This is a genomic window from Bradyrhizobium sp. S69, from assembly GCF_009766005.1.
Taxonomy (GTDB): Bacteria; Pseudomonadota; Alphaproteobacteria; order Rhizobiales; family Xanthobacteraceae; genus Bradyrhizobium.
The window spans coordinates 304775-317221 of sequence record NZ_LMUK01000046.1; the positions used below are offsets into that span (position 1 = coordinate 304775).

General features: G+C 63.8%; 12 protein-coding genes. 4 read left to right on the plus strand and 8 right to left on the minus strand.

The window, feature by feature from the left end:
• Positions 1–9: 9 nt before the first annotated feature.
• A complete protein-coding gene (gene recN, locus GSQ88_RS26175; RefSeq protein ID WP_159010654.1) occupies positions 10–1698 on the plus strand; it encodes a DNA repair protein RecN in 1689 nt (562 codons plus the stop codon).
• Positions 1699–1711: 13 nt separating this feature from the next.
• Entirely contained in the window at positions 1712–3865 is a 2154-nt protein-coding gene (gene ligA / locus GSQ88_RS26180) for an NAD-dependent DNA ligase LigA (protein WP_159010655.1), read from the plus strand.
• A gap of 130 nt (positions 3866–3995) precedes the next feature.
• On the opposite strand, the gene GSQ88_RS26185 is transcribed toward ligA, so the two are convergent.
• The gene (locus tag GSQ88_RS26185) at positions 3996–5273 is read right to left on the minus strand and encodes a multidrug effflux MFS transporter (RefSeq protein ID WP_159010656.1); all 1278 of its coding nucleotides are present in this window, start codon (positions 5271–5273) and stop codon (positions 3996–3998) included.
• A gap of 244 nt (positions 5274–5517) precedes the next feature.
• Positions 5518–7344 carry an aminopeptidase P family protein gene (locus tag GSQ88_RS26190; protein WP_159010657.1) on the minus strand — a complete coding sequence of 609 codons (1827 nt, stop codon included), beginning with the start codon at positions 7342–7344 and terminating at the stop codon, positions 5518–5520.
• A 209-nt stretch (positions 7345–7553) separates the two neighbouring features.
• Here GSQ88_RS26190 and GSQ88_RS26195 point away from each other — a divergent pair, with 209 nt between their 5' ends.
• Positions 7554–7760 carry a hypothetical protein gene (locus GSQ88_RS26195; RefSeq protein ID WP_159010658.1) on the plus strand — a complete coding sequence of 69 codons (207 nt, stop codon included), beginning with the start codon at positions 7554–7556 and terminating at the stop codon, positions 7758–7760.
• Positions 7761–7769: 9 nt separating this feature from the next.
• On the opposite strand, the gene GSQ88_RS26200 is transcribed toward GSQ88_RS26195, so the two are convergent.
• The 5 genes from GSQ88_RS26200 to GSQ88_RS26220 form a co-directional block, all read right to left on the minus strand.
• Positions 7770–8309, minus strand: a complete 540-nt coding sequence (locus GSQ88_RS26200; protein ID WP_159010659.1) for a hypothetical protein — start codon at positions 8307–8309, stop codon at positions 7770–7772.
• Positions 8310–8327: 18 nt separating this feature from the next.
• Positions 8328–9224 carry a 50S ribosomal protein L11 methyltransferase gene (locus GSQ88_RS26205; protein ID WP_159010660.1) on the minus strand — a complete coding sequence of 299 codons (897 nt, stop codon included), beginning with the start codon at positions 9222–9224 and terminating at the stop codon, positions 8328–8330.
• Between the two features lie 91 nt (positions 9225–9315).
• Positions 9316–9594, minus strand: coding sequence for a hypothetical protein (locus tag GSQ88_RS26210; protein ID WP_159010661.1), 279 nt, complete (start codon positions 9592–9594; stop codon positions 9316–9318).
• 41 nt (positions 9595–9635) lie between these two features.
• Entirely contained in the window at positions 9636–9857 is a 222-nt protein-coding gene (locus tag GSQ88_RS26215; RefSeq protein WP_159010662.1) for an RNA-binding protein, read from the minus strand.
• Entirely contained in the window at positions 9858–10112 is a 255-nt protein-coding gene (locus GSQ88_RS26220; RefSeq protein WP_159010663.1) for a DUF768 domain-containing protein, read from the minus strand.
• A gap of 76 nt (positions 10113–10188) precedes the next feature.
• Between GSQ88_RS26220 and GSQ88_RS26225 the strand changes: the two genes are divergently transcribed.
• Positions 10189–10434, plus strand: a complete 246-nt coding sequence (locus GSQ88_RS26225) for a hypothetical protein (RefSeq protein WP_159010664.1) — start codon at positions 10189–10191, stop codon at positions 10432–10434.
• Positions 10435–10635: 201 nt separating this feature from the next.
• On the opposite strand, the gene GSQ88_RS26230 is transcribed toward GSQ88_RS26225, so the two are convergent.
• Positions 10636–12237 carry a phytoene desaturase family protein gene (locus GSQ88_RS26230; RefSeq protein WP_159010665.1) on the minus strand — a complete coding sequence of 534 codons (1602 nt, stop codon included), beginning with the start codon at positions 12235–12237 and terminating at the stop codon, positions 10636–10638.
• Positions 12238–12447 lie beyond the last annotated feature (210 nt).

Here is a 12447-nt window from a genome sequence, read left to right on the forward strand (position 1 = left end):
AGCTCTTTCATGCTGGCCCGTCTTTCGATCCGTGACATCGTCCTGATCGAACGGCTCGACATCGAGTTTTCCCGTGGCCTCGCGGTTTTGACCGGGGAAACCGGCGCGGGTAAATCCATCCTGCTCGATGCCTTCGCGCTGGCGCTTGGCGGTCGTGGCGATGCCGGCCTGGTTCGCCATGGCGTGGAGCAGGGCCAGGTTACCGCGGTGTTCGATGTGCCCAAGGGCCATCCGGCGGCGGCGATCCTCAGCGACAATGGGCTCGACGATTCGAGCTCTGAAGATTCCTGCGAGATGATCCTGCGCCGCGTCCAGCTTGCCGACGGCCGCACCCGTGCCTTCATCAACGATCAGTCGATCAGCGTGCAGACCCTGAAGGCGGTCGGCACCGCGCTGGTCGAGATCCACGGCCAACACGACGAGCGTGCGCTGGTCGATGCGTCGACCCATCGCCGGCTGCTCGATGCGTTCTCGGGCCTCGAGAAGGAGGTCGGGAGCCTGGAGAAATTGTGGGACGCCCGCCGCGCGGCCAACACGCTGCTCGATGAGCATCGCGCCGCGATGGAGCGCGCCGCCCGCGAGGCCGACTATCTGCGCCATGCCGCCGATGAATTGAAGGCGCTGAAGCCCAAGGACGGCGAGGAGACCGCGCTGGCCGGGCGCCGCACTACCATGATGCAGGGCGAGAAGATCGCCGCCGATCTGCGCGAGGCCCAGGATGCCGTCAGCGGCAATCATTCGCCGGTCGCAGCCCTGGCGGCGGCGGTGCGGCGGCTGGAACGCCGGGCCGGAAATTCACCGACACTGGTCGAACCTGCGGTGAAGGCGATCGATGTCGCCATCAACGCCCTGGAGGAAGCCGACCAGCACCTCACCGCGGCGCTGATCGCAGCCGATTTCGACCCCAGCGAACTCGAACGCATCGAGGAGCGGCTGTTCGCGCTGCGCGCCGCGTCGCGCAAATACGCCACGCCGGTTGACGGCCTCGCCGCACTGGCCGCGAAATACGCCGCCGACGTGGCGCTGATCGATGCCGGCGCCGGGCAGCTCAAGAAGCTCGAGGCCGCAGCCGCCGAGGCCGATAAGCATTACAGCGCTGCGGCGACCAAGCTGTCGGCCGCACGCACCAAGTCGGCGGAGAAGCTCAACAAGGCCGTCAATGCCGAGCTTGCGCCGCTGAAGCTCGAACGCGCCAAGTTCATGACGCAGGTGGACTCCGATCCCGCCTCGCCGGGACCGCAAGGTTTCGATCGGGTCGAGTTCTGGGTGCAGACCAATCCGGGCACAAAACCCGGCCCGCTGATGAAGGTCGCCTCCGGCGGCGAGCTGTCGCGGTTCCTGCTGGCGCTCAAGGTGGTGCTGTCCGACCGCGGCTCGGCGCCCACTTTGGTGTTCGACGAAATCGACACCGGCGTCGGCGGCGCGGTGGCGGATGCGATCGGCGCCCGGCTGGCGCGGCTGGCCGGCAAAGTGCAGGTGATGGCGGTGACCCATGCGCCGCAGGTCGCTGCGCGCGCCGACCAGCATTTGCTGATTTCAAAGGACGCCCTCGACAAGGGCAAGCGCGTCGCCACCCGCGTCAGCGCGCTCGCCGCCGACCACCGCCGCGAGGAAATCGCCCGCATGCTGGCCGGCGCCGAAATCACCGCCGAGGCGAGAGCCGCCGCGGACCGGCTGCTGCGCGCCGCGACAGCGTAAGTTCGGCGCGACCATGGCCGTGAAAACCAAAAAACCCCCCGTCGAAGTCACCAAACTCACCAAGGCGCAGGCCAAGGTCGAGTTGATGCGGCTGACACTGGAAATCGAGGGACATAACGAGCGTTATTACCAGAAGGACGCGCCGACCGTGTCGGACGCGGCCTATGACGCGCTGCGCCAGCGGCTGGTGGCGATTGAGGAAAAATTTCCCGAACTCGTCACAAAGGATTCGCCGTCGCAAAAGGTCGGCGCTGCGCCCGCGCGCGGCTTTGCGAAAGTGCAGCACGCGGTTCCCATGCTGTCACTCGGCAATGCTTTCAGTGATGAGGATGTAACCGAGTTCGTCGAGCGTATCAGGCGTTTTCTCAAGCTCGATGCTGATCTCATTCCGGTGCTGGTTGCCGAGCCGAAGATTGACGGCCTTTCTCTGTCGTTGCGTTACGAGAACGGCGAACTGGTTCGTGCGGCCACACGGGGCGATGGCTTCGCCGGTGAGGATGTCACCGCCAATGTTCGCACCATCAGGGATATCCCGCACACTTTAAAAGGGCGAAGCATTCCCGCGACCTGCGAAATGCGCGGCGAAGTATATATGCTCAAGAAAGATTTTCTCGAGCTGAACAAGAAGCAGGCGGAAGCCGACGACACCGTATTCGCCAACCCACGCAATTCGGCAGCCGGTTCGCTGCGCCAGAAGGACGTCTCGATCACCGCGTCGCGCCCGCTGAAGTTCTTTGCCTATACCTGGGGCGAGATGAGCGAGCGGCCGGCCGACACCCAGCACGGCATGCTGGCGTGGATGGACAAGGCCGGCTTTGTGGTCAATCCACTCACGACCCTCTGCAAGGATGTCGAAGATGTCCTCAAATTCTACAGCAGGATTGGCGAGGAACGCGCTGCACTCGGTTACGACATCGACGGCGTGGTCTACAAGGTCGACCGGCTGGATTGGCAGGATCGACTAGGCTTCGTGTCGCGCAGCCCGCGCTGGGCGATCGCGCACAAATTCGCCGCCGAGCAGGCGATCACCGTGCTCAACGGCATCGATATCCAGGTCGGGCGCACCGGCGCGCTGACACCGGTGGCGCGGCTCGAGCCGGTCACGGTCGGCGGCGTCGTGGTGTCGAATGCAACGCTGCACAATGAAGATTACATCAAAGGCATCGGCAACGATGGCAATCCGATCCGGGACGGCGTCGATCTGCGTGTCGGTGACACCGTCGTGGTCCAGCGCGCGGGTGACGTGATCCCGCAGGTGGTCAGCGTTATACTGGACAAGCGGCCGAGCAGCGCCAAACCTTACAAATTCCCAGAGACATGTCCGGTCTGCGGCAGCCATGCGGTGCGCGAGGAGGATGGAGCCGTGCGCCGCTGCACCGGCGTGCTGATCTGCCCGGCGCAGGCGGTGGAGCGGCTCAAGCATTTCGTCTCGCGTCTCGCCTTCGATATCGATGGCCTGGGCGACAAGCAGATCCAGGAATTTTACGAAGAGGGTCTGGTGATGTCGCCGGTCGACATTTTCACGCTGCAGAAGCGCGACGCCCGTTCGACCAACAAGCTGATGGCGCGCGAGGGCTATGGCGAGACGTCGGTACGCAACCTCTTTGCCGCCATCGATGCCCGCCGCAACATCGAACTGCACCGGCTGATTTACGGGCTCGGTATCCGTCGCGTCGGCGAGGGCAACGCCAAGCTGCTGGCGCGTCATTACCACACTATCGAGAATTTTCGCGAGGCGATGCTGGCCGCCGCCAAGGGGAGCACGGACGAAGATAATACAACGGAAGCCTACCAGGACCTCAACAACGTCGACGGTGTCGGCGAGATCGTGGCCGATGCCGTGGTGGAGTTTTTCGCCGAGCCCCGCAATATGAAGGCGCTGAGCGAACTACTGCTCGAGATCGAGGTGAAGCCTGCCGAACAGCCGCGCAAGAGCTCGCCGGTTTCGGACAAGACCGTCGTGTTCACGGGCTCGCTGACCAAATTCACCCGCGACGAGGCCAAGGCGATGGCCGAGCGTCTCGGCGCCAAGGTCGCGGGTTCGGTCTCGAAAAAGACCGACTATGTGGTGGCAGGTGAGGACGCCGGCTCCAAACTCACCAAGGCGCGCGAGCTTGGGGTGGCGGTGTTGACCGAGGATGAGTGGCTAAAGTTGATCGAGGAGTGAGCGCGGCTGCCACGGCCGTCATTGCGAGGAGCGAAGCGACGAAGCAATCCAGTGCTCCAGGCAAAGTCTGGATTGCTTCGCTCCGCTCGCAATGACGAACTTGGCGGCGCGTGCGCTACTCAAATACGCATCACAACATCCCCGACTCTTCCTCTTCCGCTTTCTCGATCAACGCCTCGCTGACCACCACCGTTCGACGCGGCACGATGAAGATCATGCTCGAAGCGCAGGCGACCGAGATCGCGAAGATCGCCGATGTCAGCGGCAACGTGGTGGCGGAGTGGCCGCCGAGCCAGGCACCGAATTGCGAGACCAGCGCGCCGATGCCCTGCTGCAGAAATCCCATGGCGCCCGACGCGGTGCCGGCGGCCTCGGGGCGGATGCTGATCGCGCCCGCTGCGGAGTTCGCCATCACGAAGGCGTTGCCGACCATCACGATCATCTGGGTGCCGAACAGGATGAGCGGCGCCTGATTGAGGCCGGCGAAGCTCCAGATCAGGTTGAGTGCGCTGCCGGCCAATTGCAGCGCCAGGCCGATCCAGATCAGCCTTTCCAGCGAGTGACGCGGCGCAAAGCGCACGCAAAACAGATTACCGACCAGATACGCAAATCCCGTCGTCGCAAACCACGCGCCGTATTCGGCGCTGCTACGGCCCATCTGCGTCACCACGACATAGGGACCTCCGCCAGCGAAGGCAAAAATGATTTGCGAGGCCAGCACCTGGCACAGCACGTAGCCGATGAAGGCCCGGCTTTTTGTCAGCGTGCCGAGATCGCCGCGAAAACTGCTGCTCTCGGCACGATCGCGACGGGTTTCGGGCAGAGCGAGCGCAATCAGGATGGTGATCGCCAGCGACGCTGCGGTGATGAGATAAAGGATCGCACGCCAGCCGAACGCGATGTCCAGCAGTCCGCCGGTCAGCGGGCTGACCATCTGTGCGATCATCAGCGCGGCCACGACGAGGCTGATCATCGCGCCGACGCGCTCGCGCGGATAAAGATCGCGGATGATGGCGCGGCTGATCACCATGCCGCTGGCGCCGCCCAGCGCCTGGAAGAATCGCGCGGCGATCAGTTCCGGCAAACTTTGCGCAAACACCGATCCAATGCCGGCGACCACCATCAACCCGAGGCCGGCGAGCAGCACCGGCCTGCGGCCGAACTTGTCCGACAGCGGTCCCATGATGAGCTGCGAGAGCGCGATGCCGACCATGTAAAGCGAGACCGTCATCTGCGCGATCGAGATGTCGCGGCCGAAGGTCTTCGCCAGGATCGGTAGCGCCGGCACCAGCATGTAGAGCGAGATCGGCGCCACGCCCGTCATCAGGACGAGCAAGAACAGCACGAGCCGCGATTTCGCGAGGTCGTCCTTGCTTGCGGCCGGAGGTGGCTTGATCACGCCATGCATGCGGTGTCTGATCCGATCTCGTAAGGATCAGACTGTAGAGCTATCCGGGATGACGGATACGCTCGTTTCGGAATGCGGCTATTCGGTTTTTGGGAGGCGGCGGAATCTACACACCGACGTCATCATCCGCGAAAGCGGATGATCCAGTATTCCAGAGCGCCCATTTAAACTGCAGCGCTGTGGCGTACTGGATACCCCGCTTTCGCGGGGTATGACGGTGGTGGATTGATCGGCTGCCGATATTTCAAGCCAGCGCCGCCGTCGCCGCATCCAGCCAGAGTTTATCGCTATCGTCGAGATGCGGGCGGACCTCGTGGCGCACCCGGGCGTGATAGTCATTGAGCCAGCTGAGTTCGTCGACGCTGAGCATGGTCAGGTCGATCAGGCGCCGGTCGATCGGCGCCAGGGTCAGCGTCTCGAAGGCGTTGATCGGCTTCTCGGCGCCGGACACTTCCTTAGCCACCACCAGTTCCAGATTCTCGATCCGGATGCCGAAGGCGTCGGTTTTGTAATAGCCGGGCTCGTTGGAGAGGATCATGCCGCGCCGCAGTGGCGCGGTGCCGAGCTTTGAGATTCGCGCCGGGCCCTCATGCACCGACAGGTAGCTGCCGACGCCGTGGCCGGTGCCGTGCTCGAAATCGAGGCCGGCCTGCCAGAGGAATTGCCGCGCCAAACTATCGAGCTGCGCGCCGGTGGTGCCGTCGGGAAATACCGCGCGCGCAATCGCGATATGACCGCGCAGCACCCGGGTGAAGCGGTCGCGCATTTCCGCCGTCGGCGTGCCGATCGCGATGGTGCGGGTGACGTCGGTGGTGCCGTCCTGATATTGCGCGCCGGAATCGATCAGCAGCAGATCGCCCAGCGCGATCCGCCGGTTGGTCTTGCGGGTGACGCGGTAATGCACGATGGCGCCGTTCGGCCCGGTGCCGGCGATGGTCGGAAACGACACGTCCTTTAGCGCGCCGGTCTCGCGGCGAAATGTCTCCAGCGCCTCGACCGTATCGATTTCGGTCAGCGCGCCCGATGGCGCCTCTCGGTCGATCCAGGCCAGGAAGCGCGCCAGCGCCACCGCATCGCGCCGATGCGCGTTGCGGGTGCCCTCGATCTCGGTTGGGTTCTTGCAGGCCTTGAGCAGCGCTGTGGGATCGCTGGCGCGTACGGCCTTGCCGCCGGCGCCATTGATCAGCCGGCTCAGCGCGTCGGCGGCGGTGGCGCTGTCGAGCGCCATCGACGCGCCGCGTTGCGCGAGCGCGGTCAGCGCCGGCGTCAGCGCCTCGGGCTCGGCGACATCGGCGGATTGCTCCAGATGGTCGCGCGCGCTGTTGGAGAGCTTGCGGTGATCGATGAAGATGGTGGGGCGGCCAGCCTTCGGCACCAGCGCATAGGACAACGGCAACGGCGTATGCGAGACGTCGGCGCCGCGGATGTTGAAGGTCCAGGCCACCGCGTGGGAATCCGACAGCACCAGCGCATCGACGCCGAGCCGGTCGATCTCGGCTGTGATCCGCTTGAGTTTTTCAGCCTCTGCCTCGCCGGAAAATGGCGCGCCGTGGATCGCGACCGGGCCGAGCGGCGGCGCCGGGCGTTCGGTCCATACCGAATCCAGCGGGTTGCTTTCCACCGCGACCAGCTCCGCGCCGGCCTTGGCGCAGGCTGCCTGCAGCCGTTCGGCTGCCGCTGAAGTGTGCAGCCATGGATCGAAGCCGAGGCGATCGCCGGCCACCAGGTGCCGGGTCAGCCAGCTTTCAGGGCTAGGATCGATCAGCGATTCCACCTTCCAGGCCCTGACATCGACCTGCTTGGCGGCTTGCAGCGTATAGCGGCCGTCGACGAACACCGCGGCTTGATGGACCAGCACGATCGCCATGCCGGCCGATCCGGTAAAGCCGGTCAGCCACGCCAGCCGCTCCTCGGAGGGGGCGACATACTCGTTTTGCTGCTGATCGGCGCGCGGAATCACGAATCCGGTCAGCTTGCGCCGCGCCAGCTCGGCGCGAAAGGCGGCAAGCCGGGCCGTCAGCGCCACGCCGCTTTCGGGTTCTTCGAATGTCTGGAAATGAGCTTCGAACATCGTCTGACCACTCTAGAAGGAGGCGGATAAGTCCGCAATGTAAGCGAGGATTGTCGCAAATTTGGCACAGATTATGCTTCAATTATACCGTCCGCATTAGACGGAGCGGAACGACTGTTGTTGCAAGTCGTTCATCTGACGATACTGGGGTGACTCCAGTCATCTGGGGAGCTTCGGGAGTGTCTCAACTCAACGACGAGGGGATACACATGCCAGCCTTTACGTTCGAGAAGATATCACCGCCGGCACCGCGCGGCCCGATCCCCCCGGACGCGGCTGCCAGTACGACGGTCGTCAGAAGACAGCGCGGCGTCATCGTCCAGATGCTCGATCGTTTGGTCGAGGCGCGGGTCAAGCGCACATTGCGCGAAGAAAAGGGCGTCATCGCCCGTCGCGAGCCGAAGCCGCGGGACTAAACGGCGTTCTCAAGTCCCGCTTTCCACGTCCGATGCTTTCGCCAGCGTGACATCGACGACGCGCGTGCCGTCCAATTCGCGCACGATCCGTTGGTCCGGCCCGACGATACCGAGATCGAACTCCCGATCCGGCGTCACCAGAATCATCCGTTGGCCCGTAATCACCACCACCGTGACGTCATGGGTTTCGCCCGATACCGCCCATTCATGTATTTCGCTGCGGAACGGCTCTTTGCGCCACGCATCCGGAAAGCCCGGATCGCACCGGACCTCGATCCCATCTTCAGAGGTCGTTAGGACAAACCTGGATTTGCTTGGCTTCCAGCGCTGGTCCAGCAGGTCATTGACCAGCCAGAGGCAACTGAAGGTCCGACACTCGGCCGGCCGTTCCGGATAGATCTGGCAACCGCGTCCCGGCCTGCAATGCGGGCACCACGCGCCGACCGGTTTTGCCAGTTGTTCGATCGCCATCACCTTGCAGCACAGCGTGCATTCGCCGCAAGTCTTGTTGGCCGTTACGGCGTTGTCGGCAGATGGAACCGCGACCATAAGCGCGCCCTGAAAGTTTTATCCCGTCTTGCGCAGCAACAGACTACTCCAGCCTTCGATCCGCACGTGCCGCAGCGGCACCAGCCCGCGCGAACGGTAGGCCGCGATCACGCCGGGCGCCTGCGGCGTCAGCAGGCCCGACAGGATCACCAGCGCGCCGGGCGCCAGATGCCGCGCCATCGGCGTTGCCAATTGCCGCAACGGATTGGCGAGGATATTCGCCAGCACCAGATCGAACGGGCCGCGCGCGGAAAATTGCGGCGCGGAAAAACCGGTCGCCGTGATGATCTGCACGAGGTCGCCGGTCTGGTTGAGGCGGGCGTTTTCCCGCGCCACCCGCACCGAGGACGGATCGATGTCGCTGGCCACTACCGCTCCGTGCAGCGCCTTGGCGGCGGCGATCGCCAGCACGCCGGTGCCGGTGCCGAGGTCGAGCACGCGGCGGGGATAATACCGCTTCAGCAGGTGATCGAGCAGCAGCAGGCAGCCGCGCGTGGTGCCATGGTGGCCGGTGCCGAACGCCAGCGCGGCCTCGATCTCGATGCCGAGCTTGTTGGGCGGCACCCGTGCGCGATCATGCGCGCCATGCACCACAAATCGCCCGGCGGGGACCGGCACGAGATCCTCAAGGCTGGCCTTGACCCAGTCCTTGGCCTCGACGGTGTCAAAGGTGATGGTTTGCGCGGCCTCAGCGCCGGCGGCGTTGACCACCAATTCGCGCACCAGTGGCTGATCGGGCGGTTCGGCGAAATGCGCGGTGATGTCCCAGCGTCCGTCCGGTCGCTCGAACGCGGCAATCGCCGCCTGTCCCTCCAAAAACACCTCGTTCAAGAGATCGACGACGTGTTTCGCCGCCGCTTCGCTGCCGATGGCGAAGTTGACGCGGTGGGTGGCGGGGGTGAGGGTGGAAGACATCATGGGTCCGGGGAGTTGCTGCAATCGGTTCAGGCGTACAGAGGGCTGTTGGCAGGCGCGAGCCTTGCCGGCAATATCTGGTTTTTCAAACTTAGAGAATACGCGTTTTCAGGTCCGGTTGCTGCCTCAGAATATCGGCCAGCCATGGCACACAGCGTTCCGCGGTCTCCAGCACCTTAGCCGGCGAAGCATAGCTGACGCCGGAGTAATATTGCACGGGCGTCCATTGTCCGCCGTCCTCGACATCCCGGCGAAATTCCTCAAAGCCGTAACTGCCGTCCGGTCGCGAGAAAAAGTCCACGCATCGGTCATGCTCGGGATTTTCGACGCTGACAAAGACCAGCCATGACTTGTCGATACGCTTTGACATCAGGCCTGCTTCGGTTGGCGTTTATGTGTCGCCTGCGCCGCCTAAGGCTTTGACCAGCGACTAGCCGCCGCCTTCTTGGCAATTTCCGTGCGTCGTTTGGCCGTCATGCCCTCGGCACGCGCCTTGCCGCCCATGCGCCCCAGCGCCACGGCGGCGGCGTTCTTGCCGTCCTCCGTGGTTAGGTCGCCGATCTCGCCGGTAGCGATCCTGCCGATCATGATGGCGTCGGCTGGGCGTTTCTCGCCTTTAGGGCCTCGGGGCATTTAGCTCGGATCCTTGTCAATCTGGCGTCCTACCTCTCGCTCGTTGGTTTCCTGAATTTGGCCAGACATGAAAGCTGTCAAATCATCAAACTCGTCGTCTATCTCAGAGGCTGGGATGCCGGCTTCAAGTGCTTCCGCCCGGCACTGAGCCGCAAAGCCCTTGGCCTGCGTATCATCGCCCTCAGCGGGGTAGCCTTCAGCATGGATATTCTCGGATACCCAATTTTCGACGAAGGCTATTATTCGCTCACTCATGTTTCACTCCCGCTTTCTGCCGAGTCCCGGATAGGGTAATGCTTAGCGGTAAGCTTCGCAAGGCAGGGGCGCGGACATGAAAAGAAGTTTTATGATCGCAATGGGGATTGGGTTTCTCGTCTCGACGGTTCTTATGGCCATACCATCCACTAGCGAGTGGGCTTTCTTAGAACTTCCGGGCATGGGCGCGGCGTACTTGTTCTGGGGAGCGGTAGGAAATTCCGTCATCATTGGCGTAGCTATCGGGTGGGCCGTGAATGCGGTTGTCTACGGCCTCGTTATCTTGATCATCATCGCTGTCACTCGCAAAATTTCAAACTGAGACACCACCAGTTATTCACAGCGATACCCACCGGAACATATCGAGTTTTTGCACCGCTTCGCCGCCGGTTGTCCGTCAGCTTTGCACTGCAAACCCACCGGGTTTTCCACCTAATATCCCCAGGCACCGAACCGCTCTATCCCCAGGCCATCCACCGTTTATCCACAAGCCATCCACAAGCCTTTCAACAGCCTTATCCACTCACCCAAAAAACGCCCGGTGATCCCCTAAGATCACGCGCGCGGCGTTGTGGCCGGGGGCGCCGGTGACGCCGCCGCCGGGATGGGCGCCGGAGCCGCAATGGTAGAGGCCTTTCAGGGGTCCGCGGTAATCGGCGTGGCCCAGCATCGGGCGCGCCGAGAAGATCTGGTTCAAGCTCAGCGCGCCGTGGAAGATATCCCCACCCAACAGCCCAAATTGTCGCTCCAGGTCGAGTGGCGACAGAACCTGCCGGCCCATCACGCTGGCCGCAAAGCCGGGCGCGTAGGCCTCCACCGTCGCGATCATGAGATCGGCGACCTCTTCGCGGTGGTCGTCCCACGATTTGCCGTCGGGCAACTCAGGCGCGACGTGCTGGCAGAACAGGCTGGCGACGTGCTCACCCGGGGGGCTGAGCGTATCGTCCAGGGTCGAGGGGATCAGCAGCTCGACCACCGGCTGGCAGCTCCAGCCATGGTCGCGGGCATCGCGCCAGGCGCGATCCATATAGCCGAGGCTCGGCGCCAGGATGATGCCGGCGCTCAGATGGTCGCCGGCGCCGGGCAGCGCCGTGAACGAGGGCAGGGCGCTCAGCGCCACATTCATGCGGAACGTGCCGGAACCGTTGCGCCAATTGTGGATGCGCGCCAGAAAGTCCGGCGGCAGCGCATCCGCCGGAACCAGCCGCGTATAGAGCAGTTTGGGATTGACGCTGGAGGCCAGATATTTGGCGCGGATGGTTTCGCCATTGTCGAGCACCACGCCGGCGGCGCGGTCGCGCTCGACGATCACCTCGCGCACGCCGGCCTCGAGCCGGATGTCGGCGCCATGGCCGCGCGCCGCGCGCGCCATCGCCTGCGTGATCGCACCCATGCCGCCGATGGCGTGGCCCCAAACGCCCTTTTTACCGTTCACCTCGCCGAACGCGTGATGCAGCATCACATAGGCGGAGCCCGCGGCGTACGGGCTGGCATAATTGCCGACGATGGCGTCGAAGCCGAACAGCGCCTTGACCAGGTCGTTCTCGAATCGCTCGTCGAGCATCTCGCCCGCCGAGCGCGTGAACAGATCGAGCAGGCTGCGTTGTTGCTCCAGGGTCAGCTTGCGCAGCACATTGGCGGTGCCGAGCGCGTTGAAGGCTTCGCGGATGGCGCCGGGGCCAAAACCTTCGACCATGTTCGGCGGCGCGCGCAGCACCAGCGCGCGCAGCACGTCGGCGATGGTTTCGAGTTCCTGCATAAAGCCGTCGATCCGCGTCGCGTCGCGCTCGCTGAGCCTGGCAATGGATTGATGGGTGCGGCCTTCGCCGGTCAGCAGATAACTGCGATCGGGCGCCGGCAAAAAATTCTGGGTGCGGCGCTCGACAATCCGCAGGCCGTGATTGGCCAGCCGCAAGTCCGCAATGACCTGCGGGTTCAGCAGGCTGACGGTGTAGGCCGCGACTGAATTGCGAAACCCCGGATGAAACTCCTCGGTGACCGCGGCGCCGCCCACCACCTTGCGGCGGTCGACCACGGTCACGCGCAGGCCGGCCATCGCCAGATAGGCCGCGCAGGTGAGGCCGTTATGCCCCGCGCCGATGATGAGGACGTCGGTTTCGGTCATGTGCCTCTCGATCGTCGTCCCGGCGAACGCCGGGACCCATAACCCCTGGCAGTCGTGATTACAGTGTGACGGTTCAACATTTCAAAAGGTGTCTAACGTTTTCCAGAGCATGAACGACACGGCGTGATGGTGTGGACGGCCCCCTACGGCATCAGTTGTGCCAGAATGAGGTTGTTGAGATCTCAGACAAGGGAGCCGTCCGTGAGCCAG

Excerpts from the sequence above, each read along its gene's own strand:
- ligA (WP_159010655.1), top strand. The coding sequence starts at position 1,712 with ATGGCCGTGAAAACCAAAAAACCCCCCGTCGAAGTCACCAAACTCACC.
- GSQ88_RS26225 (WP_159010664.1), top strand. The coding sequence starts at position 10,189 with ATGAAAAGAAGTTTTATGATCGCAATGGGGATTGGGTTTCTCGTCTCG.
- GSQ88_RS26185 (WP_159010656.1), bottom strand. The coding sequence starts at position 5,273 with ATGCATGGCGTGATCAAGCCACCTCCGGCCGCAAGCAAGGACGACCTC.
- recN (WP_159010654.1), top strand. The coding sequence starts at position 10 with ATGCTGGCCCGTCTTTCGATCCGTGACATCGTCCTGATCGAACGGCTC.
- GSQ88_RS26205 (WP_159010660.1), bottom strand. The coding sequence starts at position 9,224 with ATGTCTTCCACCCTCACCCCCGCCACCCACCGCGTCAACTTCGCCATC.
- GSQ88_RS26195 (WP_159010658.1), top strand. The coding sequence starts at position 7,554 with ATGCCAGCCTTTACGTTCGAGAAGATATCACCGCCGGCACCGCGCGGC.
- GSQ88_RS26230 (WP_159010665.1), bottom strand. The coding sequence starts at position 12,237 with ATGACCGAAACCGACGTCCTCATCATCGGCGCGGGGCATAACGGCCTC.
- GSQ88_RS26200 (WP_159010659.1), bottom strand. The coding sequence starts at position 8,309 with ATGGTCGCGGTTCCATCTGCCGACAACGCCGTAACGGCCAACAAGACT.
- GSQ88_RS26210 (WP_159010661.1), bottom strand. The coding sequence starts at position 9,594 with ATGTCAAAGCGTATCGACAAGTCATGGCTGGTCTTTGTCAGCGTCGAA.
- GSQ88_RS26190 (WP_159010657.1), bottom strand. The coding sequence starts at position 7,344 with ATGTTCGAAGCTCATTTCCAGACATTCGAAGAACCCGAAAGCGGCGTG.
- GSQ88_RS26220 (WP_159010663.1), bottom strand. The coding sequence starts at position 10,112 with ATGAGTGAGCGAATAATAGCCTTCGTCGAAAATTGGGTATCCGAGAAT.
- GSQ88_RS26215 (WP_159010662.1), bottom strand. The coding sequence starts at position 9,857 with ATGCCCCGAGGCCCTAAAGGCGAGAAACGCCCAGCCGACGCCATCATG.